Annotated in this window: 26 protein-coding genes; 11 read left to right on the forward strand and 15 right to left on the reverse strand. The window is 66.9% G+C overall.

Features of this window, described 5'->3' with window-relative positions; translation table 11 throughout:
* Window positions 1-95 precede the first annotated feature (95 nt).
* From BM275_RS03755 to BM275_RS03765, 3 genes are read left to right on the forward strand one after another with little or no spacing between them, the layout of a single operon-like run.
* Window positions 96-1,223: a methyltransferase gene (locus BM275_RS03755; RefSeq protein ID WP_090519347.1), complete on the forward strand. Its 1,128-nt coding sequence runs from the start codon at window positions 96-98 to the stop codon at window positions 1,221-1,223.
* Window positions 1,220-1,597, forward strand: coding sequence for a MerR family transcriptional regulator (locus BM275_RS03760; protein ID WP_090519349.1), 378 nt, complete (start codon window positions 1,220-1,222; stop codon window positions 1,595-1,597). Before BM275_RS03755 ends, BM275_RS03760 begins: the two co-directional genes overlap by 4 nt.
* Window positions 1,598-1,653: 56 nt before the next feature.
* Window positions 1,654-2,046 carry a carboxymuconolactone decarboxylase family protein gene (locus tag BM275_RS03765; RefSeq protein WP_090519351.1) on the forward strand — a complete coding sequence of 131 codons (393 nt, stop codon included), beginning with the start codon at window positions 1,654-1,656 and terminating at the stop codon, window positions 2,044-2,046.
* A 120-nt stretch (window positions 2,047-2,166) separates the two neighbouring features.
* Here BM275_RS03765 and BM275_RS03770 read toward each other — a convergent pair whose 3' ends face one another.
* From BM275_RS03770 to BM275_RS03795, 6 genes are all read right to left on the reverse strand, one after another.
* Window positions 2,167-4,368 (reverse strand): xanthine dehydrogenase family protein molybdopterin-binding subunit, encoded by a 2,202-nt coding sequence (locus BM275_RS03770; protein ID WP_090519352.1) that lies wholly within the window; start codon window positions 4,366-4,368, stop codon window positions 2,167-2,169.
* Entirely contained in the window at window positions 4,365-5,351 is a 987-nt protein-coding gene (locus BM275_RS03775; protein ID WP_090519353.1) for an FAD binding domain-containing protein, read from the reverse strand. Before BM275_RS03775 ends, BM275_RS03770 begins: the two co-directional genes overlap by 4 nt.
* The gene (locus BM275_RS03780; RefSeq protein WP_090519354.1) at window positions 5,348-5,860 is read right to left on the reverse strand and encodes a (2Fe-2S)-binding protein; all 513 of its coding nucleotides are present in this window, start codon (window positions 5,858-5,860) and stop codon (window positions 5,348-5,350) included. The genes BM275_RS03775 and BM275_RS03780 overlap by 4 nt, the downstream gene beginning before the upstream one ends.
* Window positions 5,861-6,059: 199 nt before the next feature.
* Window positions 6,060-6,650: a nucleotidyltransferase family protein gene (locus tag BM275_RS03785; protein WP_090519357.1), complete on the reverse strand. Its 591-nt coding sequence runs from the start codon at window positions 6,648-6,650 to the stop codon at window positions 6,060-6,062.
* Window positions 6,643-7,620, reverse strand: a complete 978-nt coding sequence (locus tag BM275_RS03790; RefSeq protein WP_090519358.1) for an XdhC family protein — start codon at window positions 7,618-7,620, stop codon at window positions 6,643-6,645. The genes BM275_RS03785 and BM275_RS03790 overlap by 8 nt, the downstream gene beginning before the upstream one ends.
* A 72-nt stretch (window positions 7,621-7,692) precedes the next feature.
* On the reverse strand, window positions 7,693-8,256 hold the full coding sequence (locus BM275_RS03795; protein ID WP_090519360.1) for a DJ-1 family glyoxalase III: 564 nt from the start codon (window positions 8,254-8,256) through the stop codon (window positions 7,693-7,695).
* Between the two features lie 131 nt (window positions 8,257-8,387).
* Between BM275_RS03795 and BM275_RS03800 the strand changes: the two genes are divergently transcribed.
* The 3 genes from BM275_RS03800 to BM275_RS03810 all read left to right on the forward strand — a co-directional run bounded on the left by BM275_RS03800 (window position 8,388) and on the right by BM275_RS03810 (window position 12,360).
* The gene (locus BM275_RS03800) at window positions 8,388-9,683 is read left to right on the forward strand and encodes an NCS2 family permease (protein ID WP_003302078.1); all 1,296 of its coding nucleotides are present in this window, start codon (window positions 8,388-8,390) and stop codon (window positions 9,681-9,683) included.
* 121 nt (window positions 9,684-9,804) lie between these two features.
* Window positions 9,805-10,893 carry a tRNA (uridine(54)-C5)-methyltransferase TrmA gene (gene trmA / locus BM275_RS03805; protein WP_090519362.1) on the forward strand — a complete coding sequence of 363 codons (1,089 nt, stop codon included), beginning with the start codon at window positions 9,805-9,807 and terminating at the stop codon, window positions 10,891-10,893.
* A gap of 72 nt (window positions 10,894-10,965) precedes the next feature.
* Window positions 10,966-12,360, forward strand: a complete 1,395-nt coding sequence (locus BM275_RS03810) for an MBL fold metallo-hydrolase (RefSeq protein WP_090519364.1) — start codon at window positions 10,966-10,968, stop codon at window positions 12,358-12,360.
* Window positions 12,361-12,503: 143 nt separating this feature from the next.
* Here BM275_RS03810 and BM275_RS03815 read toward each other — a convergent pair whose 3' ends face one another.
* Window positions 12,504-14,081 carry a 2Fe-2S iron-sulfur cluster-binding protein gene (locus BM275_RS03815; protein WP_090519367.1) on the reverse strand — a complete coding sequence of 526 codons (1,578 nt, stop codon included), beginning with the start codon at window positions 14,079-14,081 and terminating at the stop codon, window positions 12,504-12,506.
* Between the two features lie 140 nt (window positions 14,082-14,221).
* Between BM275_RS03815 and BM275_RS03820 the strand changes: the two genes are divergently transcribed.
* Genes BM275_RS03820 through BM275_RS03830 form a run of 3 tightly spaced genes read left to right on the forward strand, consistent with a single transcriptional unit; the run spans window position 14,222 to window position 15,653 of the window.
* Complete coding sequence (locus BM275_RS03820; RefSeq protein WP_090519371.1) at window positions 14,222-14,626, forward strand: DUF1924 domain-containing protein; 405 nt, start codon at window positions 14,222-14,224, stop codon at window positions 14,624-14,626.
* Between the two features lie 10 nt (window positions 14,627-14,636).
* Window positions 14,637-15,161: a diheme cytochrome c gene (locus tag BM275_RS03825; RefSeq protein WP_090519372.1), complete on the forward strand. Its 525-nt coding sequence runs from the start codon at window positions 14,637-14,639 to the stop codon at window positions 15,159-15,161.
* A 27-nt stretch (window positions 15,162-15,188) separates the two neighbouring features.
* The gene (locus BM275_RS03830) at window positions 15,189-15,653 is read left to right on the forward strand and encodes a periplasmic heavy metal sensor (RefSeq protein ID WP_090519374.1); all 465 of its coding nucleotides are present in this window, start codon (window positions 15,189-15,191) and stop codon (window positions 15,651-15,653) included.
* Between the two features lie 56 nt (window positions 15,654-15,709).
* Here BM275_RS03830 and BM275_RS03835 read toward each other — a convergent pair whose 3' ends face one another.
* The 6 genes from BM275_RS03835 to BM275_RS03860 form a co-directional block, all read right to left on the reverse strand.
* On the reverse strand, window positions 15,710-17,875 hold the full coding sequence (locus BM275_RS03835) for an LTA synthase family protein (protein ID WP_090519377.1): 2,166 nt from the start codon (window positions 17,873-17,875) through the stop codon (window positions 15,710-15,712).
* 11 nt (window positions 17,876-17,886) lie between these two features.
* Window positions 17,887-18,315, reverse strand: a complete 429-nt coding sequence (locus BM275_RS03840; protein ID WP_046617841.1) for a diacylglycerol kinase — start codon at window positions 18,313-18,315, stop codon at window positions 17,887-17,889.
* Entirely contained in the window at window positions 18,305-19,024 is a 720-nt protein-coding gene (locus BM275_RS03845; protein WP_041014917.1) for a lipopolysaccharide kinase InaA family protein, read from the reverse strand. Before BM275_RS03845 ends, BM275_RS03840 begins: the two co-directional genes overlap by 11 nt.
* A gap of 2 nt (window positions 19,025-19,026) precedes the next feature.
* Window positions 19,027-19,704, reverse strand: coding sequence for a class I SAM-dependent methyltransferase (locus BM275_RS03850; protein WP_041014918.1), 678 nt, complete (start codon window positions 19,702-19,704; stop codon window positions 19,027-19,029).
* Window positions 19,705-19,785: 81 nt separating this feature from the next.
* Window positions 19,786-21,063, reverse strand: a complete 1,278-nt coding sequence (locus BM275_RS03855) for a sensor histidine kinase (protein ID WP_090519378.1) — start codon at window positions 21,061-21,063, stop codon at window positions 19,786-19,788.
* Entirely contained in the window at window positions 21,053-21,736 is a 684-nt protein-coding gene (locus tag BM275_RS03860) for a response regulator transcription factor (RefSeq protein WP_003302056.1), read from the reverse strand. Before BM275_RS03860 ends, BM275_RS03855 begins: the two co-directional genes overlap by 11 nt.
* A gap of 108 nt (window positions 21,737-21,844) precedes the next feature.
* Between BM275_RS03860 and BM275_RS03865 the strand changes: the two genes are divergently transcribed.
* Complete coding sequence (locus BM275_RS03865) at window positions 21,845-23,803, forward strand: LTA synthase family protein (RefSeq protein WP_065983057.1); 1,959 nt, start codon at window positions 21,845-21,847, stop codon at window positions 23,801-23,803.
* A 117-nt stretch (window positions 23,804-23,920) separates the two neighbouring features.
* Window positions 23,921-24,583, forward strand: a complete 663-nt coding sequence (locus tag BM275_RS03870; RefSeq protein ID WP_376752123.1) for a phosphatase PAP2 family protein — start codon at window positions 23,921-23,923, stop codon at window positions 24,581-24,583.
* A 77-nt stretch (window positions 24,584-24,660) separates the two neighbouring features.
* On the opposite strand, the gene BM275_RS03875 is transcribed toward BM275_RS03870, so the two are convergent.
* Complete coding sequence (locus tag BM275_RS03875) at window positions 24,661-25,074, reverse strand: hypothetical protein (protein WP_224742695.1); 414 nt, start codon at window positions 25,072-25,074, stop codon at window positions 24,661-24,663.
* Between the two features lie 155 nt (window positions 25,075-25,229).
* On the reverse strand, window positions 25,230-26,171 hold the full coding sequence (locus BM275_RS03880) for an SdiA-regulated domain-containing protein (protein WP_046617995.1): 942 nt from the start codon (window positions 26,169-26,171) through the stop codon (window positions 25,230-25,232).
* Between the last annotated feature and the right edge of the window lie 14 nt (window positions 26,172-26,185).

Below are 26,185 nucleotides of genomic sequence, written 5' to 3' on the forward strand. Positions count from 1 at the left end.
TTCGCTCCCTCCGGGCATCTTCGGGCCCACTGCACGCAGCGCCCGCATGGGTCCTTGATACTCCTTTACGCAGCCGACAAACACCGCCAGTTCTCATGCCTATTCTCGATACCCCCTATGCAAGCCTCGATCTGATCCGTCAGCCGGAGCAGCCCAACGAGCCGCTGCAGGCCTTCGATGCCGCCGACGAATACCTGCTGGCCCAGCTGCATGAGCAGGGATTTCCAGCGGCCACGCGAGTGCTGATCCTCAATGACAGCTTCGGCGCCCTGGCTTGCTCGCTGGCCGCACACGTCGCGGTCACCAGCAGCGGCGACTCGCACCTCGGCCACCTGGCATTGCAAAAGAACCTGGCACGTAACGAGCTGCCCGCCGAGCGCGTGCGCTTCGTACCTGCCAGCGAGGTCACCCAGGGCCCGTTCGACCGGGTGCTGATTCGCGTACCGAAAACCCTTGCCCTGCTGGAAGAACAGCTGATCCGCCTGCGCGGCCAGCTGGCGCCCGGCGCGCAGGTGATCGCTGCGGCGATGATCAAGCACCTGCCGCGCGCCGCCGGTGATCTGCTGGAGCAGTACATCGGCCCGGTGCAGGCCTCGCTGGCGGTGAAGAAGGCACGTCTGCTCAGCGCAACGCCGAGCGCGAAACCGGCGCCGCAGTCACCCTACCCTACCCGCTACCAGCTCGATCAGCCGAAGCTCGAACTGCTCAACCACGCCAACCTGTTCTGCCGCGAAGGCCTCGATATCGGCACCCGCGCCTTCCTGCCACATCTGCCGCAGGCACTCGGTGCGCTGCGCGTCGCCGATCTCGGCTGCGGCAACGGTGTGCTCGGCATCGTCTACGCGCTGGGCAACCCGCAGGCGGAACTGACACTGGTGGACGAGAGCTACATGGCGGTGCAGTCGGCGCGCGAGAACTGGCAGGCAATCCACGGTCAGCGTCCGGTCGAGATTCGCGCCGGCGACGGCCTGGCTGAGCAACCGCCTGCCTCGCTGGACCTGGTGCTGTGCAATCCGCCGTTCCACCAGCAGCAGGTGGTCGGCGATTTCCTCGCCTGGCGCATGTTCACCCAGGCCAAGACGGCACTGGCCAAGGGCGGCGAGCTGTGGATCGTCGGCAATCGCCACCTTGGCTATCACCTCAAGCTCAAGCGCTTGTTCGGCAACGCCGAGCAGGTGGCCGCCACACCGAAGTTCGTCATTCTGCGGTCGATCAAGGCATGAGCGAGGCGCCGGTCCGCCTCAGCATCCGGCAGTTCGCCGCGCGCTGCGGCCTGTCCGCCGATACGCTGCGCTACTACGAAAAGATCGGCCTGCTACGGCATGTCAGCCGCGATGCAAGCGGCTATCGCGTCTATGGCCCACGCGACCTGGAGTGGATCAGCTTCATCCTGCGCCTGAAAGACACCGGCATGGCGCTGGACGACATCATCCGCTATGCCGAACTGCGCGAATGTGGCGACGCAACCCTTGCGGCACGTCAGGCGCTGCTCGAGCAGCATGCTGCCAGGCTGCACGAACGCATCCAGCGCGACCATCAGCATCTCGACGCGCTGCGGGCGAAGATCGCGCTGTATCGCCAGCAAACTTCCGCTTGACCTGGAGTCGACTCCAACCCGCAGGCTTTCCTCTGACCTATTGAGAGGAACGCTCCATGTCTGTATCAGCCCGCTATACCGAAGGCCTGGCCAAGCTCGACGAGATCGACGGCGAGGCCGGGCGCAAGGTCATCGACAGCCTGCAAGCCATTGCGCCGGACCTGGCGCGCTACGTGATCGAATTTCCCTTCGGTGACATCTACCAGCGCCCCGGCCTCGACCTGGCCCAGCGTGAGCTGGCAACCGTGGCGGCGCTTACCGCGCTCGGCCACTGCCAACCGCAGTTGGCCGTGCACGCTCACGGCGCGCTGAACGTCGGCTGCACGCCGGAACAGATCGTCGAGGTGGTCATTCAGATGGCGGTTTACGCCGGCTTCCCGGCCGCGCTCAACGGCATGCACACGGTCAAGGCGGTGTTTGCCGAACGGGGCCTTTTGCCGGATGCGTGATCGGCAAACCAGCACACCACGTGGCTAAGCCGGCCGACAACAGGTTCTGTGCCCTGGCGCAGGGGCGGTTGGCGGGAGCCCACCAACCGTACGGACATCGCAGCCGCCGTCGAAGGCGCGTTACAGCACCTTGTCCAGGGTGATCGGCAGATCCCGCACGCGTTTGCCCGTCGCGTTGTAGATCGCATTGGCCACCGCCGCCGCCACGCCGACAATGCCGATCTCGCCCACGCCTTTGGACCCCAGGTCGTTGACGATCTCGTCGTGTTCCTCGACGAAGATCACGTCGATCTCGGGAATGTCCGCGTTCACCGGGATGTGGTACTCGGCAAGGTTGTGGTTCATGTAGCGGCCGAGCCGGTGGTCGATCAGCGTCTCCTCGTGCAGCGCCTGGCCGATGCCCCATACCACGCCGCCGACGATCTGGTTGCCGGCCGTCTTCGGGTTGACGATCCGTCCAGCGGCGATCGCGCTGACCACACGGCTGACCTTGATGGTGCCAAGGTCCTCATCGACGCGCACCTCGACGAACACCGCCGAATGGGTCGCGGTCGCCCAGGCGTCGCGCTTCTCGTCGGGCTTGACGCTGGCTTCAGCGTCCAGCGCCCCGCTGACCTGGACGATGTCGCGCAGCGCCACGGCATGTTCGCCGGTTTTCAGCCGCAGCTGCCCATCGACGAACTCCACCGCGTCCAGACTCGCCCCGGTGAACGGCGAGGCCGGCGACTGCTGCACGGCGTCCAGCAGCTTCTGCCGCAGGCCGGCGCAGGCGCGCTGCACGGCGCTGCCCACCGATGACACGGTGGCCGAACCGCCTTCCAGCGGCGCCTGCGGCAGGCTGGAGTCGCCGAGACGGAATTCCACCTCGCTCATTGGCAGGCCCATCGCGTCGGCGGCGATCTGGGTCATCGCGGTGTAGGTGCCGGTGCCGATGTCGGCGGTGGCGCTGGTTACCAGCAGCCTTCCGTCCGCGTCGAGACAGGCGCGAGCGGAGGCTGGCATCTGCATCGCCTCCCAGACCCCAGTGGCCATGCCCATGCCGACCAGCTGATGACCGTCGCGCAGGCTGCGTGGCTGCGCCGGGCGCCGCGACCAGCCGAAGCGCTCGGCGCCCTGCTGGTAGCAGGCACGCAGCTCCTTGCTGGAATAGCGCTTGCCCTCGTTGCCGTTGATGTCGGTGTAGTTGCGCAGGCGTAGCTCCAGCGGATCGATACCGACTTCATACGCCAGTTCGTCCATCGCGCACTCCAGCGCATAGACGCCGATGGTCGCCCCCGGAGCGCGCATGTCCAGCGGGGTATAGACGTCCAGCGGTGCCAGACGGTAGCCGAGGCGCACGTTGTCGCAGGCGTAGAGCATGCCGGACCACTCCACCTCGTGCTCGGTGAAGTCCTCGAAACGCGAGGTCTGGCCGATGGCCCTGTGCTCGATGGCCTGCAACCGCCCTTCGCCATCGGCGGCGAGCTTGAGCTGCTGGACGGTCCGCGGGCGATAGCCGAAGGTGAACATCTGCTGGCGGGTCAGCTCGACGCGCACCGCGGCCTTGAGCTTGAGCGCGGCCATCACCGCCAGCGGCAGCTGGTATTGCGGGCGCAGGCCGGAGCCGAAGGCACCGCCGACGAAGGGCGACAGCACGCGGATTTTGCCCTGCATGTCGAACACCTGTTCCAGGTAGCGTTGGCAGTTCTGCACGCCCTGGGTCTTGTCGTGGATCAGCAGCTCCCCGCCCGGCTGGTACTGGACGATGGAAGCATGCGGCTCCATGGGGTTGTGGTGTTCCACCGGGGTTTCGTACTCACGGTCGATGCGCTTTGCCGCCGCCGAGAACGCCGAGTCGAAATCACCACGCGGCTCGGGCAGCTCGGCAGGCGCATCGTGGGCCTGGTCGCGCACGACCTGCAGATCGGTCTGGTGCGCCTCGACGTCGTATTCGATGCGCACCAGGCTCGCGGCGTGGCGCGCCAGCGCCTGGGTCTCGGCGACGACCAGCGCCAGCGGCTGGCCGCTGTAGAGCACGCGGTCGTTGTACAGCGGGCGGAACGGCGAGCCGTCGGCGGCATCGTCGTCCTCGTAGGGCTCGTCGTAGCTGGCCACCGGCGGGCGGTTCTGATGGGTCAGCACCAGGCGCACGCCGGGCAGTGCCTCGGCCGCGGCGGCATCGATGTGCGTGACTCGGCCACGGGCGATGCGGCTCGAGACCACCGCGCCGTAGAGCAGCCCCGGCACCTCGGCTTCGGCGGCATAGCAGGCCTTGCCGGTGACCTTGAGCGGGCCGTCGACGCGGTCCAGCGGCTTGCCCAGTGGAGAGTTGGCGCTGTTCATCGGACGGTTCCTCCGGCGGCTTCGGTGAGCGCGCGCACGATGGCGCGATGGGCCAGGTCGATCTTGAAGGCATTGTCGGCAAGCGGTTGCGCACCTTGCAGCAGGCGATCGGCCGCCGCGGCGAAACATTCGGATTCGGCACGCTTGCCGCTGAGCAGTTCTTCGGCCTCCTCCAGGCGCCAGGGTTTGTGCGCCACGCCACCGAGCGCGATACGCCCGCGGCGAATGATGTCGCCATCCATCTCCAGCGCCGCCGCGACGGACACCAGGGCGAAGGCGTAGGAGGCGCGGTCACGCACCTTGAGATAGGCGCAGTGGCTGGCAAAACCTTCCACCGGCAGCTCGATGGCGGTGATCAGCTCGCCCTCGACGAGTACGTTGTCCTGCTGCGGCTGGTCGCCGGGCAGGCGGTGGAAGTCCACCAGTTCCAGGCGTCGCTTGCCGTGCGGCCCCTCCACATGCACCCGGGCATCCAGCGCCGCCAGCGCCACGCACATGTCCGACGGATGCACGGCGACGCAGTGTTCGCTGGCACCGAGAATCGCGTGGATGCGATTGCGCCCGTCACGCGCACTGCAACCGGAGCCCGGCTCGCGCTTGTTGCAGGGCGTGGCGGTGTCGTAGAAGTAGTAGCAACGGGTGCGTTGCAGCAGGTTGCCGCCGGTGCTGGCCATATTGCGCAGCTGCGGCGAAGCCCCGGCGAGAATCGCCTTGCTCAGCAGCGGATAGCGCTGTTCGATCTGCGGGTGCCAGGCCAGGTCGGCGTTGCTAACCAGCGCACCGATGCGCAGGCCGCCCTCGGCGGTCTGCTCGATCTCGCGCAGCGGCAGGCCGTTGATGTCGATGAGCTGGCCGGGTTGCAGCACATTCTCTTTCATCAGGTCGAGCAGGTTGGTGCCGCCGGCGATGTAGCGGCTCTGCGGCCCGTGCAGGGCGATGGCCTGGTCGATACGTTCGGGGCGCTGATAGCTGAACGGCGTCATTGCGCACCCTCCTGGCCGCGCAGCGTCGGCAGTGCGTCCTCGATGGCGGCGAGGATGTTGGGATAGGCGCCGCAGCGGCAGAGGTTGCCGCTCATGTGTTCGCGAATCTCGTCGCGGCTGCTGGCACGGTTCTCCGCTACTAGCCCGGCCGCCGAGCAGATCTGCCCCGGCGTGCAGTAGCCGCACTGGAAGGCATCGTGCTTGACGAACGCAGCCTGCAGCGGATGCAGCGTCGCATCGCTGGCCAGGCCTTCGATGGTGGTCAGGCTGGCGCCGTCGTGCATCACCGCCAGGGTCAGGCAGCTGTTGATACGCCGGCCGTCGAGCAGCACCGTGCAGGCACCGCACTGGCCGTGATCGCAGCCTTTCTTGGTGCCGGTCAGGCCGAGCTGGTCGCGCAGCAGGTCGAGCAAGGTGGTCCAGGGTTGCACCTGGAGCTCACGGCGTTCGCCGTTCAGCTCCAGGCTGATGGTGCAGGTCTGGCCTGCGGCTGAAGAATTTTCGCTCATGGCGGCCTCACGGTTTGGGCGTTGGTATGCGCTGTCCGTGCGTCTTGGGGTACGACTGGCGTGCCGCGAAAATCGTTCAGCCCTGCCGGTCGAGTGGCTGCCGCTGGCTGAGGGTCATCTCGCCGCGAACGGCGTGGCGCTGCGCGGACCGGCCAATTGATTCGTGCCGGTTTCCGGTAACCGCCACGGCGATTGGCGTTCAGGCCTGCCGGCGATCATCGGGATGGTCGATGTCCTGCAGTACACCGGGATCGTTCAGGGCGAGCTCCAGTACCGGGTGCGCCGCGAAAAGCACCTGGGCACCGCGATCACCATCCAGCTGCAGCAGCGCATCGCGATGGGCGCTGCCGATGCCGCGCGGATGGCCGGGGCGGCCGTCATAGGTCGGCACAACCAGGTTGTCTTCGCGGATTGCCGCCGCGATCTCGCGCAGGGTCCGCGGCTGCACATAGGGCATATCGGCCAGCGCCACCAGCCAGCCACGTCCTGCCGGCGCCTGGGCCACGGCCTGCGCAAGGCTGTGGCCGAGCCCGCGGGATTCCAGCGCAAGCACCTCGCAGTCGGCAGCGTTGGCGCTCAGCCAGTCGCGCAGAGGCAGATTGTCTGCACGGGTCACCACCAGCAGCGGTTCGGCGACACCACGAAGGTTGGCCAGCGTGGCCGCCAGCACCGGCGGCGAAGACGCAGCAGCCAGGCTGGCCGCCAGCAGCTTGTCCGCCCCACAGGCCGCGCGATAACGGCTGCCCTGCCCCGCGGCGAGAACGATGGCGCAGACGCCCGGTTCAGGCACAGCGCTGTTGTTCCGGCAACGCCTGGCTGACCAGAGCGCCGTTTTTCAGCGCAACCACCTCGGCCATCAAGGACAGCGCGATTTCCGCCGGTGTACGGCTGCCGATGGGCAAGCCGATGGGTCCGTGCAACCGCTGCACCTGGCGCTCGCCGAGGCCCAGCGACAGCAGTCGCGCCTTGCGCTTTTCGCTGTTGGCCCGCGAGCCCAGCGCGCCGACGTAGAAAGCCTCCGATTGCAGCGCGGTAAGCAGTGCCATGTCGTCCAGCCGCGGGTCGTGGGTCAGCGCGACGATGGCGGTGTGCGCATCCGGCTCGATGGCCAGCACGGCATCGTCCGGCATGCCGGGGACGAAGCGCACCGTCGCCGCATCCCAGTCGTGGGCATAACCTTCGCGCGGGTCACAGATCAGTACTTCGAAGCCAAGGCCATGTGCCAGGTCGGCGACATAACGCGACAGCTGCCCGGCGCCGATCATCAGCAGGCGCCAGGCCGGGCCGAATGGGGCGCGCAGGGTATGGCCATCGAACTGCAGCGCGGCGTCGCGGCCGGCGGTTTGCAGCGTTACGTCACCACTGGCGATATCCACGCAGCGCAGCAGCCGCTCGTGTGCGGCGCAGCGCCGCAGCAGCTCGTCGATCCAACCGGCATCGCGCAATGGCTCCTGCAGCAGGCGCAGGGTGCCACCACAGGGCAGACCGAAACGCGCGGATTCTTCCTTGCTCACGCCATAGGTGATCAGCTGGCAGGTCGACGGTGGCTGGTCAGCCATGACCCGGGCGAGCAGATCGTCCTCGACGCAGCCGCCAGACACCGAGCCTTCAACGCGGCCATCGCCGCGCAGCGCCAGCAGCGAACCCACCGGACGTGGCGCACTGCCCCAGGTTTCCAGCACCGTGTAGAGCACCACCGCGTGGCCGTCGCGCAACCAGTCGCGGGCGCGCCGCAGCACCGCCAGATCGACACTGTCCATCGTTCTCCTCGGCTCTAGCCAGTTGCCGCCGGGACTTCCGGCAATGCAAGGAGTGACCGATCCGGGACGAGGTTAGTTCGTCGCCGGCACCAGCATGGCGTCGGCCACCTCGCGCCGCTTGCCCCGTCCGGCCAGGCGCTCCACCAGGCTCAGGGCGAATTCCAGGGCGGTCGCCGGGCCCTGACTGGTGATGCAGTTGCCGTCCACCACCACCGGCTGGTCGAGGAAATGTGTGCCGGTGAGGTTGTCGCTCATGCCCGGATAGCAGGTCACCTGGCGGCCTTTGAGCACGCCGTAGGGATGCAGCGCGACCGCCGGTGCGGCGCAGATCGCGGCGAAATCGAGCCCGGCACGGGCCTGCTGGCGAACACGCTCGGCCAGCGGCTCCAGCTCGCCGAGGGTCTTCGCGCCCGGCATGCCGCCGGGCAGCACGATCAGGTCAAAATCCTGCGCCAGCACGTCGAGCAGCATGGCGTCGGCGGTGATCCGGGTACCGCGCGCGCAGGTCAGCATGCGCCGCTCTTCGGCACTGGCGACCAACACCTCGAACTCGGCACGCCGTAGCACGTCGATCAGGGTGACGGCCTCCAGGTCTTCGGAACCGTCGGCGATCGGAATCAGGACTCGTTTGCTCATGGCCTTCACCTGCTCAATGGAAATTCAACCGCGCTGCCGCCCGGTGTAAGATGCGCGGCTTTTGCGATGACACGCGAATCGCCCGCCAGAGGCGACAGCCCTCACACTGACCGGCACATAGAGGATCGACCATGCTGGAAAAGCTATTTCAACTCAAGGCGCACAACACCACGCTGCGCACCGAGGTCCTGGCCGGTATCACCACCTTCCTGACGATGGCCTACATCCTCTTCGTCAACCCGAGCATCCTCGCCGAAACCGGCATGGATCACGGCGCGGTGTTCGTTGCCACCTGCCTGGCCGCGGCCATCGGCTCGGCGATCATGGGCCTGGTTGCCAACTACCCGATCGCGCTGGCGCCGGGCATGGGCCTGAACGCCTTCTTCACCTACACCGTCGTGCTGACCATGGGTTACACCTGGCAGACCGCGCTGGGTGCGGTGTTCCTCTCCGGCGTGATCTTCTTCGGCCTGTCGATCTTCAAGATTCGCGAGTGGATCATCCACAGCATTCCGCTGGCCCTGCGCGCCGGCATTGCCGCGGGTATCGGCCTGTTTCTGGCGATCATCGCGCTGAAGAACGCCGGCATCGTCGTCGATAACCCGGCCACCCTGGTCGGCCTCGGCGACCTCAGCGCCGGCGGCCCGCTACTGGCCTGCCTGGGCTTCTTCCTGATCGCCGCGCTGGCCTACCGGCAAGTCACCGGGGCGGTGATGATCGGCATTCTGGTGGTCACCGGCCTGTCGATCCTGCTCGGCCTGTCGCAGCTCAACGGCGTGGTGTCGATGCCGCCGTCGCTGGCGCCGACCCTTATGCAGCTGGACATCATGGGCGCGCTGGATATCGGCCTGATCAGCGTGATCTTCGCCTTTCTCTTCGTCGACCTGTTCGACACCTCCGGCACCCTGATCGGCGTGGCGCAGAAGGCCGACCTGCTGGACAAGGACGGCAAGATGCCGCGCCTGGGCCGCGCCCTGCTGGCTGACAGCACCGCGACCATGGCCGGCGCCGCACTGGGCACCTCGACCACCACCAGCTACATCGAATCCGCCGCCGGTACCGCCGCCGGTGGCCGCACCGGCCTGACCGCCTGCGTGGTCGCCCTGCTGTTCCTGCTCAGTCTGTTCTTCGCCCCGCTGGCCGGTGCCGTGCCGGCCTATGCCACCGCCCCGGCGCTGCTGTTCGTCGCCGTGCTGATGATGAGCAGCCTGGCCGGCATCGACTGGGACGACCTCACCGTCGCCGCGCCGGTCGTGGTTGCCGCGCTGGCCATGCCGCTGACTTTCTCCATCGCCAACGGCATCGCCTTCGGCTTCATCGCCTGGACCGCGATCAAGCTGCTGGCCGGCCGCTGGCGCGAGCTGAGTCCGGCGATGTGGATTCTCTCCGCACTGTTCGTGGTCAAGCTGGGCTGGTTCGCCGGCTGATCGCAGCGTAGGGTGGATGTGGCTTTTCTCATCCACCTTCCGTGCGGCAACGGTGGATGGATGAAGCGTCAGCTGCGCGCACCGATCCACCCTACGATTTACCTACCATTCCAGAGTCTTCATGAGCGCTCCGCAATTCGACCCCGCCACTTACGACGCCCAACTCGCCGAGAAAGCCGCGCGGCTGGGGGAATTGCTGGCGCCCTTTGACGCACCCACCCCGGAAGTCTTCGACTCCCCACGGGAACACTATCGTCTGCGCACCGAGTTCCGCCTGTGGCGCGAAGACGGCCAGCGCCACTACGCGATGTTCGAGCAGGGCGAAAAGCACAAGGCGATCCTGATCGACGACTTCCCCATTGCCAGCCGTCGCATCAACGAACTGATGCCGCAGCTGAAAGCCGCCTGGCAGGCGTCGGAAGTCCTCAGCTTCAAGCTGTTCCAGGTGGAATTTCTCACCACCCTGGCCGGCGATGCGCTGATCACCCTCGCCTATCACCGCCCGCTGGACGAGGCCTGGCAGGCCGAAGCCGAGCAGCTCGCCGCCAACCTCGGCGTCAGCCTGGTCGGCCGTTCCAAGGGCAAGCGCATCGTCATCGGGCGCGATTACGTGGAAGAAGAACTGGTAGTCGCCGGCCGCAGCTTCCGCTACCGCCAACCGGAAGGGGCCTTCACCCAGCCAAACGGTGAGGTCTGCCAGAAAATGCTGAGCTGGGCCTTCGAGGCGCTCGGCGAGCGCGACGACGACCTGCTCGAGCTCTACTGCGGCAACGGCAACTTCACCCTGCCGCTGGCCACCCGCGTGCGCCGCGTGCTGGCCACCGAGATCAGCAAGACTTCGGTCAACGCCGCGCTGGCCAATATCGCCGACAACGGCATCGACAACATCGAGCTGGTGCGTCTCTCAGCCGAGGAGCTGACCCAGGCGCTGAACGAGGTGCGCCCGTTCCGCCGCCTGGCCCATATCGACCTGAAGAGCTACGACTTCGGCAGCATCTTTGTCGACCCACCGCGCGCCGGCATGGACACGGACACCTGCGAACTGGCCCGTCGCTTCGAGCGCATCCTCTACATCTCCTGCAACCCGGAAACCCTGGCGCAGAACATCGCCCAGCTGGCCGATACCCACCGCATCGAGCGCTGTGCGCTGTTCGACCAGTTCCCCTACACCCACCACATGGAGTCCGGGGTACTGCTGGTTCGCAAATGATCGCCGAGTGAACACCGGCCACCCGTCGACGTTCCACATCCGTAACCATTCAGCCGTTACGGAGGTGCAACCATGCTGGTCTTCGAGCCGATCTATACCGACGGCCTGGAGCAGATTTCCTACCTGGTGGGCGACAGCAAGGCCGCGGTCGCCGCAGTGATCGACCCGCGACGCGACGTCGATGTCTACCTCGACCTGGCCCGAGAGAAGGGCCTGCGCATCGCCTACGCCATCGAAACCCACATCCATGCCGACTTCGTCTCCGGCGCCCAGGCGCTGGCCGAACGCAGCGGCGCAGAGATCATCGGTGGCTGCTCGCCGGACTACGCCTTCAAGCTGCGCCAGGCTGCCGATGGCGAGGTGCTGGAACTCGGCCAGGTCAGCCTGGAAATCATCTACTCGCCCGGCCACACGCCGGAACACATCTCGCTGCTGCTGCGCGACGGCCAGCAGGGCGATGAGCCCTTCGCCCTGTTCACCGGCGACACCCTGTTCAACCTCGACGTCGGCCGCCCCGACCTGCTCGGCGAGGACAGCACCAAGCAACTGGCCGCCCAGCTCTATGCCACTCTGTTCACCCGCTACCTGCCGCTCGGTGAGCGAGTCGAGATCTACCCCTGTCACGGCGCGGGCTCGGCGTGCGGCAAGTCGATCGGCGACCGGCGGCGCTCCACGCTTGGCAACGAGTTGTTGTTCAACCCGGCGCTCAACCAGCGACGCAACGAAGCCGAATTCATCGACTGGCTGCTCAGCGGCATGCCCGAGCCGCCGCGTCACTATGCACGGCTGAAAAAGCTCAACGTGCGCCCGGCCACGCGCATGCACGGGCCGATGCTGCCAATGCCGCTGTCGCCGGAAGAGTTCGCCGAGCGCAGCGCCGACCACAGCGCCGTGCAGCTGGTGGACCTGCGCTCGATCCTCGCCTTCGGCGGCGGCCATGTGCCCGGCGCGCTGAACATCGCCCTGCAGAACGAATTCGTCAGCTGGGCCGGCTGGATGCTCGACGATCAGCGACCGATCTACCTGATCGGCGAGGACAGCGAGCAGATCCACCAGGCCACGCTGCAGCTGTATCGGATCGGTCTTGATCGGGTGGAAGGCTATCTGCGCAACGGCATGACCGACTGGCAGAACGCCGGCCTGCCTCTGGCCAGTGTCGGCCAGTGGACGGTGCACGAGCTGAACCGTCGCCGCGACGATACCGAGGTCCAGGTACTCGACGTGCGCGCCCCCGAGGAGGTCGAGCAAGGCCGCGTACCCGACGCCCGCCACGCCTTCGTCGCCCATCTGCCCGAAGGACTGGAGCAACTGGACAAGAACAGGACCGTGGCGACCTATTGCGGCAGCGGCTACCGCGCCTCGATTGCCGCCAGCATCCTCAAGCGCCAGGGCTTTCGCCACGTGGTGAACGTGCCCGGCTCATGGATCGCCTGGCAGAAGCACGATCTGCCGGTGGCGGAGCGCTAAGCCCGCCGCCGGGTAACCCGCCAAGGGTGGAAAACGGCCGACGGCCTTTTCGACTGCCCGGGCGCTTCCGCCCGCCGGATAAAGGCTATGCCGCTATCCGGCGGACGCTGCGTCAAATCATGCAAACTAGGGCCTTTTGCATCTCAGTACTCAACCTGCAATTCGGCGCTGCGCGGTTCGGCCTGACAGGCCAATGCCCAGCCCTGACGCACTTCGCTCTCGCTCAACACCTGATTGCTGCGCATGCTTACGCTGCCTTCCAACACCCGGCACTTGCACGCGGCGCAGACGCCCGAGCGGCAGGCGCTCGGCGGCCGCAGACCGGCGTGTTCCATAGCCTCCAGCAACACCTCGCCGCGCGGCACGTCCAGCTCATGGCGGCGACCGTCGAGCGCGACCCGCAGGCGGCTGGGGCGACCGCCCGGTACGGCCGTCGGTGCTGTGGCGGCAAAGCGTTCCAGATGGATGCGCGCCGCATCCACACCCAGCTCGCCCAGCGCGGCACCGGCGGCATCCATGAACGGTTGCGGCCCGCAGACAAAGGCGTCGGCAGCAGACCAGTCGGCAATCCTCTCGGCGATCGCCCGTCCGCTCGGCACGCCCTGCTCCGCATCCAGCCAGATGCGCAGCTGCAGACGCTCGGGGTAACGCACGGACCATTCAGCCAGTTCTTCGGCAAAGATCAGCGAAGCGGCATCGCGGCTCGCGTAGAACAGACACACTCGCCCGCAGCCCTCGACCAGCGCCGCCTGCAGGATCGCCATCAACGGCGTGATGCCGCTACCGGCACCGAGCAGCAGCAAATCACTGTCCAGGCTGCGCGGCACGAACACGCCAGCCGGTGGCAGCGCCTCGATGCAGTCGCCCGCCTGCAGGTTATCCAGCAGCCAGTTCGATGCACGCCCGCCAGACACGCGCTTGATGGTGATGCGCAACGCGCCATCACCATCCGGCCGTTGCGACAGCGAATAGCAGCGCAGCAGCGCTGCCTCGCCACAGGGAACCTTCAGCGTGAGGAACTGCCCCGGCCGCGCGGCAAAGCGTACGCGCTGAGCCGCAGGCACCTGCAGAGTGAACGAACAGCTGTCGGCGGTTTCGGACTGACGCGAGGCGATACGCAGGCGAGTGAATTCATCGGCGACAGGGGTCGGTGAAGATGCGTGGGAAGTCGCTACCGAAGCCGGTGCCAGAGTCGAAAACGAAGCCGGCCCCGACTTGGGCAGTCCACGCAGCATCGGCCATGCCGCCTTGCGGCGGAACAGCAGCACGTAGCCGATATGCAGGCCGATCAGCCACAGCCCCAGGTTGGCGAAGAACTCGTGCACCTCTTCGGCGTCGCCCATCCAGCCAATAAAGTCGACGTCGCTGGCGGCGCCGAACACGTCCGGCCCGACGCCCGGCAGCGTGGCCAGTACGTCGCCGTTATCGACCATGCCCAGCCCGACCAGGCTGGCGATAGCAAAACCGCCCAGCGCACCCACCGTCAGCCACTTGCCAATTGCCGACAGGCCCGGCTTGCGGCGCTGTCCCTGCGGCGGCAGCAGCTTCGGAAAACCCCGCAGGCGCAGCGGCTCGATCAGCAGCCGCCACACCAGCAACGCCACAAGACCGTAACCCAGCCAGATGTGCAGCGCCTCGGCGTCGTCGCCAGTCAGGTACACCGCGAGGAAGAAACCGGCCAGCAGCCAGTGGAACAAGCGAAAGCGGTTGTAGGCAGCCACGGTGGCAATCCTCGATACAGGGAATGCCTACCTTGTATGCCCCGCAGCTGAAGCCAAGCTGAACGCCATCATTCGGCCACGTTCAGCTTGGCGTAAGGCTGCGCGCCTAGGCTGCGCTCATCCGTCCTGGAGACCGCACCATGAACGCTTACTGGATCGCCCTCGCCTGCTGCCTGAGCCTGCCGGCGCTGGCCGAAACCGAACACCCGCTGCTGGCCGGCTACGCCGCTCAGGCCCGCCAGCAGGACGCGAACTTCACCGGCTTTTCCGCCGAGCACGGCAAGGCGCTGTACTTCGCCGAGGAGCAGCGCAACGGCAAGAGCATGAGCTGCACCACTTGTCACACCAGCGACCCGCGCCAGCCCGGCAAGACACCCGCCCATCGCAAGGTTGATCCGCTGGCGCCAGCCGCCAATCCCGAGCGCTTCACCGACCTGAAGAAGGTCGAGAAGTGGTTCCGCCGCAACTGCGACGACGTCTTCGCCCGCGAATGCACGGCGCAGGAAAAAGGCGACTTCATCAGCTGGATCGACAGCATCAAGTAAGGAGCTCGCCATGAAGATTGCACCCCTCGCTGCCGTCGCCGGGCTGGGCCTGACCCTGGTACTGGCCGGCCTCAGCTTCGCCGATGACGACGACCATCACGAGCGCCAGAGCTACAAGCGCCCCAAGCGCCTGGCGGTTCCGAGCGACGCATCACTGGTGTGGAAGGAAGAATGCGCCGCCTGCCACATGCTCTATTCCCCCGGCCTGCTGCCTGCCGATGCCTGGCGCGAGCAGATGCGCACCCTGGGCGACCACTACGGCAGCAACGCGTCGCTGGACCCGGTGCAGGAAAAGGAAATCCTCGACTTCCTGGTCCGCGCCTCGGCCGCCAACCGCCTGCCGGTGGAGCCGTCACCCACCGTCGGCGAGCAACCACGGATCAGCCAGACCCGCTGGTTCGAGCGCAAGCATGACGAGGTCAGCCAAGCCAAGTTCAAGCGTGAATCGGTGGGCGGCCGCGCCAACTGCGTGGCCTGCCACCGCGACGCCGAAAGCGGCGACTTCGATGAAGATCGCGTGAAGATTCCGCGCTAAGCGGCCGTTTTCCCACTGAGGTAATTCATGATGACGACTTCCACTCTGCGCGGAGCCCTGGCGCTGTCGCTACTGGTCAACTGTGGCGTGCTGGGCGCGCTCGCCTGGCAGAAACTGCAAACCGACGGGCTGCCCATGCCGTCCGGCGCACCAACCGAACTGTCGCACCAGCTGGAGCTTAGCGCCAACCAGCTCGGGCGCTGGCATGACGGCCAGGCGCCCTATCTGGCCCGGCTGCGTGCCCTCGACAGTGACCTCGATGCCCTGCGCAGCAAGTTGCTACAGGCGCTGCTCGGCGAGCGAGTCGACCCCGCGCAGATCGCCAGCGAGCAGGCAAAGCTCGGTGAACTGCGCGACGCTCGCCAACAGTTGCAGATCGAGCAGCTGCTGAACGAACGCGAGCTGCTCGACGCCCGTCAGCGGCAGAAGCTGGTGAACTTCCTCGCCAGCAAGAACGCGTCGGCCGAACTGACGTCGCTGCACGCTCGGTAGCCGTCATCCAGGCTAACGCCCCCAACCTTCGGCGTTCGCCGCCGATCCGCTGAATCTCAGCCCTCGCGCGCCTTGCGCGCCTGGTTCGGCATCTTGGGCGGTTCTGTGGGGACGCCCGCGCTGGCCAGCGGTACGCTGCCCGGCGCGGCCTCGCGCTCGCGATCACCGCTGCGGTTGGCCAGCAGGCTGGCAGTCGCGGTCTGCAGGTAGGCTTCGAGCTGGCGCTGCAACTGCGCTGCGTCGGCATCCGGCGCGAGGCGTTCGCCCTGCGGGTTGGCCCCCAGGCGATAGCGATACAGGCGCGCCGCTTGCTCCTTGGGCTGTACCAGCACGCGGTCACCGCGAATCATCGCCACCGTCTGGTCGCTGCCCGAGGGTTTGATGATGCCGAAGCCCGGATCATCCACCGCCAGGCTGAGCAGATCGCGACCCCAGCACTGGTGTCGAACCTCACCGCCGAGGCGGCCCATGATCGTCGGCACCACGTCGACCTGGGTACCCACTACATCACGGCGGCTGCCGAAGCGCTCGCTGATACCCGGCGCGATCAGCAGCAGCGGTACGTTGAAGCGGAACAGGTCCATCTCGGTCACCTCCTCCGGCACCCCGAAGCCGTGATCACCGACTACCACGAACAGCGTCTGCTTGAACCAGGGCTCGTCACGCACCTGATCGAAGAACTGGCCAAGCGCCCAGTCCGAATAGCGCATCGCGGTCAGGTGCTGATCCAGCGCGCCATGCCCCTCGACGACGGCAATCGGCAACCGCTCCGGCAGGGCATAGGGCGTGTGATTGGACAGCGTCTGCAACAGCGCATAGAACGGCTTGCTGCGGTCCAGCTGCGCTAGCTCCTCGGCAGCGCGGGTGAACATGTCCTGATCGGATACGCCCCAGGTCGGGTCGGCGACGACCGGGTCGACGTAGTCGCCGCGGCCGATAAAGCGCGTCATGCCCTGATTGCTGAAGAAGCCGGCCTGGTTGTCCCAGGCGAAATCACCGTTGTAGACGTAGAGGTCGTTGAACGCCCGTGTGCTGAGCAACTGTGGCAACCCGGAGAAGCGGTTGCCGCCTTCCGGCGTCTGCATCAGGTACTCGAAGCCCGGCAGGTTGGGAAAGCAGGCCATGCTGGCGAACATGCCCTGGTGGGTGTGGGTGCCGTTGGCGAAGAAGCGCTCGAACAACAGCCCCTCGCCGGCCAGGCGGTCGAAGTTCGGCGTGATGCCGTCGGCACTGCCGAGCGCGCCGACATAGCGGCCGGCGAAGCTCTCCATGAGGATCACCACCACGTTGCGCACCGCCAGCTGGCCGTCCGCCGGCGGCTGGAAGTCACGGCGCACCGGCGCCAGCTCGGCGTCCACCAACCGGTCGTTGGCGGTCAGCAGCAGCTCGCGGGTGATAGCCTGCGCATCCGCCACCGGCAGTGTCGCCTTCCAGCTATTGTCGCGGTGGCTGGAAAAGCGGTTCTTCGCCGCGTCATACAGCGACAGTGTCGCGTTCAGGCCGAGGTGATTGGCGAACATCGACTCGGTGGTAAAGGCATCGCCCCAACGCAGCGGCGGTCCCTGGCGCAGCGTGCCGCGGGCAGCCACCACGCAGACCAGTATCAGCACGCCGAATACCGCCGCGCGGGTATACCAGGCCGAGCCGCGGCGGCGCGCGCCGGTCTCGCGCACAGCCGGCGCGCCACGGGTCAGCCGCTCCAGCCAGCCGAACAGGGCGTACATCGCCGCGCTCGCCACACCCCAGCTCGCCAGCAGTTGCAGTACCGGGAAGCCGTGCCAGAGCATGCTCAGCACCGTCGCCGGGTCTTCCTGCAGGTACTGGAACACCAGACTGTTCAGGCGCTGATGGAACTCGCGATAGAAGTTCAGCTCGATCAGCCCGAGCAGGATCGTCAGGCTGGCACACACACTCAACCACAGCCGCAGCAGGCCCCGGGCGGCCATCATGCGCATGCTCAGCACGCCGAGCAGCAGTGGCAGCAGGATGTACACCGTTACCCGCAGGTCGAAGCGCAGGCCGTTGCCGAACGCCTCGACGAAGCTGGCAAGCGGCGTGCTGCCGATCAGTTCGCGGTTGAACAGCAGCAAGCCCAGCCGCAGCAGCGCAAAAAGCGCCAGCAGGGCCAGCGCACTGGCGAACGTGAAGCGCAGGTGCGCGGCCAGGCAATTGAAGCCGGACGCCGGGCGCTCTCGAGCAGGGCGTCGCAAAGAGGAAAGCATGGGTACGTCCTTCAGGGGATGAGGATCACCGCCCAGACCAGACCGATCAGGCACAGCGCCAGCAATTGCGCGGCGCTTCCCATGTCCTTGGCCTGTTTGGCGAGCGGATGCAGTTCGAAAGAGATGCGGTCGACCGTCGCCTCGATGGCCGAGTTGAGCAGTTCGACGATCAGGCCGAGAAACACCACGGCAATCAGCACGGCGCGCTCGACGCGGCTGACGTCGAACAGAAACGCCAAGGGAATCAGCAGCAGATTCAGCAGCACCAGCTGGCGAAACGCCGCTTCGCCTCTATAAGCGGCCTTGAGACCTGCAGCCGAATAGCCGGACGCGTACCAGATGCGCGCCAGTCCGCTGCGCCCCTTCAGCGCCGCACCGTCGGCCGGCACGTCGACGCTGGCCACGGCATCGGTAGCCGCGCAGGTCGGCTCAGATGACATCGCAGCGCAACTCGCTGAAGGTGCGGTGGGCGGCCAGTAATCGTTGCCAGTCCTGTTCCGGCATGGCCTGGCGATGACGCTTGAGCTGGCGCAGGTCATGCCGTGCCGCGGCGCTACGCCGCAAACGGCGACGACTCTTTTCCAGATCGAGCAGCGCGACTTCGACGCTGGCCGCGTCACCTTCACCCTGAACCCTGATGAAGATGTGCTTGGGGTAGCAGCAGCCATGCTGCCAGCGTGCCTGGTGGATGCGACCGAGGCTAATTCCGACCGCTGTCAGCATGCGCTCCTGTACCGTCGGACCGAAGCGCCCCCCCAAGTCCTGTTGATACCAGTCCTCCAGGCTGACGAAGCCTTCCAGCTCCGCCGTCACCAGCAGCGCCTGCCACTGCCCGGCCTGTTGTCGCGTGCCGCAGTAGACCAGTTCCGGCACCTGCACGCCGAGCCGGGCGAATGCTTGCAGCGCCTGCAATTCGCGCAGCACCGTGGGCCGGCCGAACGGATGCAGCAGCGAGCGATACAGGTGGCCAATCTGCCGTTTGCAGTACAGCAGCGGCTGCTGCGGATCGCGCAGCCGTATCCGTTGCACACCGCTTTCGCCGGCGCGGCGCTGGTTAGGTTCCTCGACCCATTCGCCCTGGGTGTTCCACCAGCGCTGGAAGGTGCTGGTACGCGCTTCGCGGGCCGGCAGTACGAGTGGTCGGCTCATGTTCAACCCCGCTTGCGCAGCACGTAGACCCGCCACATGGCGTAGCCCGGGAGGAAGTCATTGCGGTCGAGGATGTCGAAGCCGGCCTCGGCGAATTCCGTCTCGATCACCGAGCGCGCGACGACGAAGCGGTTCTGGTTGTCCTTTGCCGGCCGGCGACGCTCCAGGCGCTTGCGCTTCCAGGCCTTGTAGTTGCCATCGACCCACAGCGAGACGATCAGCGTGTCACGGGTGACGCGGTGGAACTCACGCAGCATCGCCAGCCGGTGCTCCGGGTCGGCGATGTGGTGCAGTAGGCGCATGCAGAAGATGTTGTCTACCGCGTTGTCACCCATGTCGATGGCGAAGGCGGAGGTCTGAAAGGTCTCGACCCGCTTGAGCACTTCCAGCGAATGCGCCGATTCGGCGATCGCCAGCATGTCGGCGGAGTTGTCGGCGGCAAAGATCATCCGGCTTGGGTGCTCGGCCAGCAGCGGCCAGAAGCGCCCGGCGCCGCACGGCAGGTCCAGCACCAGATCAGGATCGCCGGCGATCTTCAGTGCGCGGCGCGCCATCTGCTCGTCACGCCAGTGCGACAGCCGCCGGGCCGGGCCATCCTGATGCTTGTGCAGGTATTCGTAGGCGTGCTGGCGGTCGTACTTGCGCGAGAACTCCAGTTCGATAGGGCTCGATGTGGTCATGGCGGGCATTCCGGTTGGAAACGGAACGCCAAACTAACCAGGCAGACATCAAGGGCACGTCAACGGAATGTGAAAAAAACGTCAAACCGCGCCGTCATGAAAGCGCACCTGAAAACAGCTGCCCTGCGGTTGCCGCGGCACCACACCTACCTGCCAGCCCTGGTGCGCGCAGATCCGCTTGACCAGCGACAACCCCAGCCCCAGCCCTTCGCCGCGCCCCTCGGCACCCCGCACGAACGGCTGGAACATGCGCTCCTGCTCCGCCAGGGGAATGCCCACGCCGCTGTCCTCGACGCGAAAGCCACCTTCGTCGAGGACCAGCCGCACCGTGCCGCGGTCGGTGTAATGCAGTGCGTTGCGCAGCAGGTTAGACATCACCGTGCCGAGCAGGGTGTGGTTGTAGACGCCGCGGTCCTCGCCCTCCTCCAGCAGCTCGAAGGCCAGGCCCTTCTCCGCCAGCAACGGTGCCCAGCGCTCGCTCTGCTCGGTCGCCACGCTCCGCAAGCTGGCGTCGCCGGCCAAGGACGTCTGTTGCGGACGCGCCCGCGCCAGCATCAGGAAGGTTTCCACCAGCTCGTGCATTTCCCGCGCGGCGCGCTGGATGCGCGCCAGCGGTCGCTGCGCAGCTGGCGACAGCTCGGCCTGCTGCTCGAGCAGCTCGCAGGCGCCGAGCACCACCATCAACGGGGTGCGCAGTTCATGGCTGACATCGGCGGTGAATAGCCGCTCGCGCTCCAGGGTCTGGCGCAGCTGGCCGAGGGTGCTGTCGAACGCCGCGGCCAGATGGCCGACCTCGTCATCGGGATACTGCAGGGCCAGCGGCGGCGCCAGCGGATGCAGTTGGTCGCGGTGGCGCACCTGGTTGGCCAGGCGACTGACCGGCGCCAACACCCGGTTGGCCATCAGCCGCCCCAGCGCCCAGGCGCCGAGCACGCTGAGCAGAAAGCCGGCCAGCACGACGTTGAACAGCGCATCTTCACGGGCCTCGAACTCGTGCTGCTCCCGCACCAGCACGTAGCGGTCAGCGCCGACATTGCGCACATAGACGTAGTAGGCATCGTCACCGCGAACCAGCTCGGTGAACCCCTCACCGAGCCCGGCAAACGCCTTTGGCATCGGGTGCTCGGGCAGATGCGAGGCGAAGAAGTGGGTGCTGGTGTCCAGCTGCGGTGTCCGTCCCTTTGGCAGGTCCTCGTTGAGCACGATGTCCAGGTGGCGACTCAGCTCCTCGGTGACCAGCTGCTCCTCGATGAAGTGCACGACGCCGACGATGCCGAGGGCGAACGCACCGCTCACCACCAGCGTCATCAGCGTGAAGGCGATGACGATCCGCCGCGCCAGCGGCTGCTTAGCGAGCATCGCAGTCCTCCGCCAGGCGGAAGCCAAGGCCGTGCACGGTATGCAGCAACGGCTTGGCGAACGGCTTGTCGAGCACCTGGCGCAACTGGTGGATATGGCTGCGCAACGCATCGCTGTCCGGCACGTGATCACCCCAGACGGCATCTTCCAGCGCTTCGCGGCGCACCACCGCCGGGCTGCGCTGCATGAGGATCGCCAGCAGCTTGTGGCCGATAGGGTTGAGGCGAATCGGCTGGCCACCACGACTGGCCTCTAGGGTGTCCAGGTCGTAGCAGAGATCGGCCACCTGCAGCTGCCGGCGACGCGATCCCTGGCAGCGACGCAGGATCGCCTCGATACGGGCAACCAGCTCGGACAGCGCGAAGGGCTTGATCAGATAGTCGTCGGCACCGGCCTGCAGCCCCTTGATGCGGTCAGGCAGGGCATCGCGGGCGGTGAGCATGATGATCGGCGTATCACGCCCGGCATCGTCACGCAGGCGCTTGCACACCTGCAGTCCGTCGATGCCCGGCAGCATCAGGTCCAGCACGATCAGGTCGTAGTCCTGGGTGGCGGCCAGGTGCAGACCGCTGAGGCCATCCTGCGCGCAGTCGACCACGTAGCCCTTGAGCTCGAGGTAATCGAGCACGTTGGCCAGGATGTCGCGGTTGTCTTCGATGACGAGAATGCGCATATCGGTTCGCTAGCAGGCAAATGACGGAATTTTCACGCCTTCTTTACGAAGGGCTCACAGGCGGGTGCGCAGACTTCGGCGCGTTCGTCCTTAGCCGTGGATCATACGATGCCTTTTCCCCGACATGCTCAGCTTCGTTATCTCGCCCTGCTTCTGGGCCTCTGGCTCGGCACCTTCGTGCTGACCCGCTCGGCGTTGCTCGTCGCGCACTGGCAGGAGGCGACCGCCGGCCCGCTCGACATCCTGCGCATCTATGCCGAAGGCGCGATCTACGACCTGGCCTACCTGGCCTTTGCCGCCGTGCCGCTGGCGCTGTATCTCGCGCTCTGCCCGCGAAAGATCTGGGCCAGCCGCTGGCACCGCTTCGGCCTGCGCCTGCTGCTGGTGCTGAGCCTCTACGCGATGCTGTTTACCGCGGTGGCCGAGTGGCTGTTCTGGGACGAGTTCGGCGTGCGCTTCAACTTCATCGCAGTGGATTACCTGGTCTACTCCGACGAGGTCATTCACAACATCATGGAGTCCTACCCGCTCTTCACCCTGCTCGGCCTGCTCGCCGCCCTGGCCCTGGCTCTCGGCCTGGCCCTGCAGCGGCCGGTCAGCCGCGCCCTTGCCGCGCCGAGCCTGCCCTGGCGCGGGAGCCTGGCGACGCTGGCCGGCGTAGCGGGCCTGGCACTGGCCGCGGCCCTGGTGGTTGGCCAGGACTTTCCGCGCGGCAGCGGCGGCAACGCCTACCAGCGCGAGCTGGCGAGCAACGGCCCGTTCCAGTTCTTCGCCGCCTTTCGCAACAACGAGCTGGACTATCCGCAGTTCTACGCCACTCTGCCCGACGCCGAGATCGGCAGCCGCCTGCGCCGGGAAGTCGCCGAGCCGAATGCGCGCTTCCTCGGCAAAGACCCGCTGGACATCCGCCGGGCGATCGACAACCCCGGCCAGCCACGTCATCTGAACGTCGTGCTGGTGACCATCGAGAGCCTCAGCGCCAAGTACCTGGGCAGCTTCGGCGACGCGCGCGGGCTGACCCCCAACCTCGACGAGCTGCGCAAGCACAGCCTGACGTTCACCAACTTCTATGCCACCGGCACGCGCACCGACCGTGGCCTGGAGGCGATCACCCTGTCCGTGCCGCCGACCCCGGGGCGCTCGATCGTCAAGCGCATCGGTCGCGAGAGCGGCTTTGCCAGCCTCGGCCAGCAACTCGGCGCCCAGGGTTACGACAGCGTGTTCCTCTACGGTGGGCGCGGCTATTTCGACAACATGAGCGCCTTTTTCGGCGGCAACGGCTACCGCGTGGTCGACCAGAGCAGCGCCGACGAAGCGGACATCCACTTCAAGAATGCCTGGGGCATGGCCGACGAGGACCTCTATGCCCTGGCCATGCGCGAGGCCGATGCCGACCACGCCGCCGGCAAGCCGTTCCTGCTGCAGCTGATGACCACCTCCAACCACCGCCCCTACACCTACCCGGACGGCCGCATCGACATTCCCTCGGGCGATGGCCGCGAAGGTGCGGTGAAGTACACCGACTACGCCATCGGCCAGTTCCTCGACAAGGCGCGGCGCAAGCCCTGGTTCAAGGACACGCTGTTCGTCTTCGTCGCCGACCATACCGCCGGCAGCGCCGGCTCGCAGGACCTGCCGGTGGCCAACTACCACATTCCGCTGTTCGTCTACGCGCCGGGTCTGGTCGAGCCGCGCGAGTTCACCGGGCTGGCCAGCCAGATCGACCTGGCCCCGACCCTGCTCGGCCTGCTGAACATGGACTACGTGTCGACCTTCTTCGGCCGCAACCTGTTGCGCGAGGATGCCGCGCCGGGACGCGCACTGATCGGCAACTACCAGCACCTGGGCCTGTTCGACGGCCAGGACCTGGCGATCCTCAGCCCGCGCCTGCAGGTACGCCGGCATGACGAGGCGCTGCGCTCGAGCCGCGAATCCGAGGCGCCGCTGAGCGACCCGCTGGTGCAGCGCGACATCGCCTACTACCAGGGCGCGAGTCACAACTACCGCCAGGGCCTGCTGAGCTGGCGGGCGCCAGCACCGCACGCCGATCAGCTCAGCCAACCCTAGACCGACCCGGCGCCCGACCAGGGCGCCTCTGGAGTTCCGATGCCCCGCCTACCCGACCGCTGCGAAAGCAGCCGCCCGTACAATTTCGTCCTTGGTTTCGGCGTGCCCGCCGCGCTGATGCTGGCACTGCTGATCGGCGACCCCAGCGAACTCGACTTCGCCTTCTCCCGGCTGTTCTACGAGCCGGGCGTCGGTTTCGTCGGCCGACACAGCTGGCTGCTCGAGGACTTCCTGCACGACCGCGTCAAGCAGGCGGTGATCGTCATCGGCGTGCTGGCCATCGCCGGCTTTCTGGTCAGCCTGCTGCCGACGCGCCTGGCGCGCTGGCGCCGTTCACTGGGTTACCTGGTGCTGGCACTCGGCGTGTCGACCAGCATCGTCACCCCGCTCAAGGCCCTGACCGGCGTGCATTGCCCCTGGAGCCTGACCGACTTTGGCGGCCAGGAGACCTTCACGCCGCTGCTGGCCGAACGCGCACCTACGCTCAAGCCCGGTCGCTGCTGGCCCGGCGGGCACGCCTCGGCGGGCTTCTCACTGCTGGCGCTGTTCTTCGTGTTGCGCGACCGCCGCCCGCGCCTGGCGCGCTACGCGCTGGGGCTGGCACTGGGCCTGGGCACGGTGATGTCGCTGGGCCGGGTCATGCAGGGCGCGCACTTCCTCTCGCACAACCTGTGGACGCTGCTGTTCGACTGGACGATCTGCCTGGCCTGCTACCGCCTGGTGCTCTATCGGCCGGCGCCGGTTCTGCAAGGTGCCGTCGCCGTCGAGCCCGCGCTCTAGTCAGCCGCCGGAAACGACAAAGGCGCAGGGTGCGGTTGCCCCTGCGCCTTTTTTTCGTCTGGACCTCAGCCGCTGGCTCAGCGATGGAAGGCCTCGGCCCGGTCCTGGTCGACCTGATGACGCCACTCGCGGTCACGCTGGCGCTGCCAGGCATCGCCACGCCGCGACGGCAGGCCACCGCTGCCCAGCGGCAGCGCCTCGCACTGGCGATAGCCGTCATCCCAGCCCTGCGCATAGAGCGGCTGGCTCAGGTAGCGCGACACGTCCTTGCGAAATGCGGCCATGGCGCCGGCGGCCTGGCGGCCGCTGCTGCAACCGGCGCCATAGCCCTCGAGGTAGGCCGGCGGATAGCCGTCGCCGGCGGGCTGGCCGGGGTCACTCTGACAGCCCACCAGCACCAGTGCGGCGAACAACAGCGCCCGCGGCGCAGCGGCAGGCCGCCCCGCGCGAGACCGGGTCGAGGAGCAATCAGGCAAGCGGCGCATGAGCATCGAATCACCCTGCAGGAGGCGACCGCACGCAGGCAGCGCGCGGCATCCGAGGCAGTCTGCGCGGGGCGCCGTCAGGGTTCCGTCAAACCGGCGTGAATGAAACGTGAAGCCGCGGGCGCCGGCCTGCCACTCGACCAGCGGCGAGGCCGCTGGCTTCAGCCCTCGCGGCGAAAGCTGTAGAACAGGTTCGGTTCGCTGACTACGTATAGCGTGCCGTCATTGTCGATCGTCACGCCTTCGGGCTGCGGTGCCGAGCGTTTCAGATCGCTGAACAGGCCGTTGAGGCTGCGGTAGCTGAGCATCCGCCCGTCGCCGCTGAGCTCCATCACCAGATGCGACTCGTCGCTGAGCAGAATCAGGTGGCCGGTGGCGGCATCGAAGTGGATGTCCGAGAGGTCGGTGGCGAACACCTGGCCCGTGATCCAGTCGCTGCGGTCGCGCACCTTCAGCTGCAGCCCCCCGTCGAGGCTTGCCGCCACGCCATCGACCTCGTAGAGCTGGCGCGGGTCGCGCTCTTTGACGATGAACATGCGGTCGCCCGCGGCATCGTAGGTCACCCCTTCGAAACCCTTGTTGCCGTTGAGGTTGATGCCCAGGGAAAAGAACCTGGCCTCGGCGCTGTCGATGGTGCGCGGCACGGACGGCAACTGGAAGATGCTCACCTGCTGGGCCCGTTCGTCGGACACCGCCACGCGCCCGCCGCCCATGTAGGTGAGGCCTTCGATGTCGCCAAAACCCTGCAGCGGATAGCGCTCGAGCAGCTCGCCGGTCTTGCTCAGCGCGACGATTTCGGTCGGCCCGCCGTTGACCACGCCCAACAGGCGGTCAAGGTCGGTGTCATAGGTGATGGCCGACAGGTTGCGTGCGATGCCCTCGATCGGCTTGGCGTCGATCTGCACCCGGTAGGCGGGCAGCCAGCGATTGGCGACGCCCTGGTCGGTGACGTTCATCTGCCGGGTCAGGTAGAAGTACAGCCGCTCGTCCCAGTGCAACGCCACACCGACGCCCAGGCCGACCAGCAGCGCCAGCAGGCCGAACAGCCGACGCCGGCCGAACCGCAGCTTCAGGCGTTGCCCGGGGTAAAGGGAGATCTGCATCATCGTGGTACTTC

Source organism: Stutzerimonas kunmingensis, assembly GCF_900114065.1.
In the GTDB taxonomy this organism is placed as follows: Bacteria; Pseudomonadota; Gammaproteobacteria; order Pseudomonadales; family Pseudomonadaceae; genus Stutzerimonas; species Stutzerimonas kunmingensis.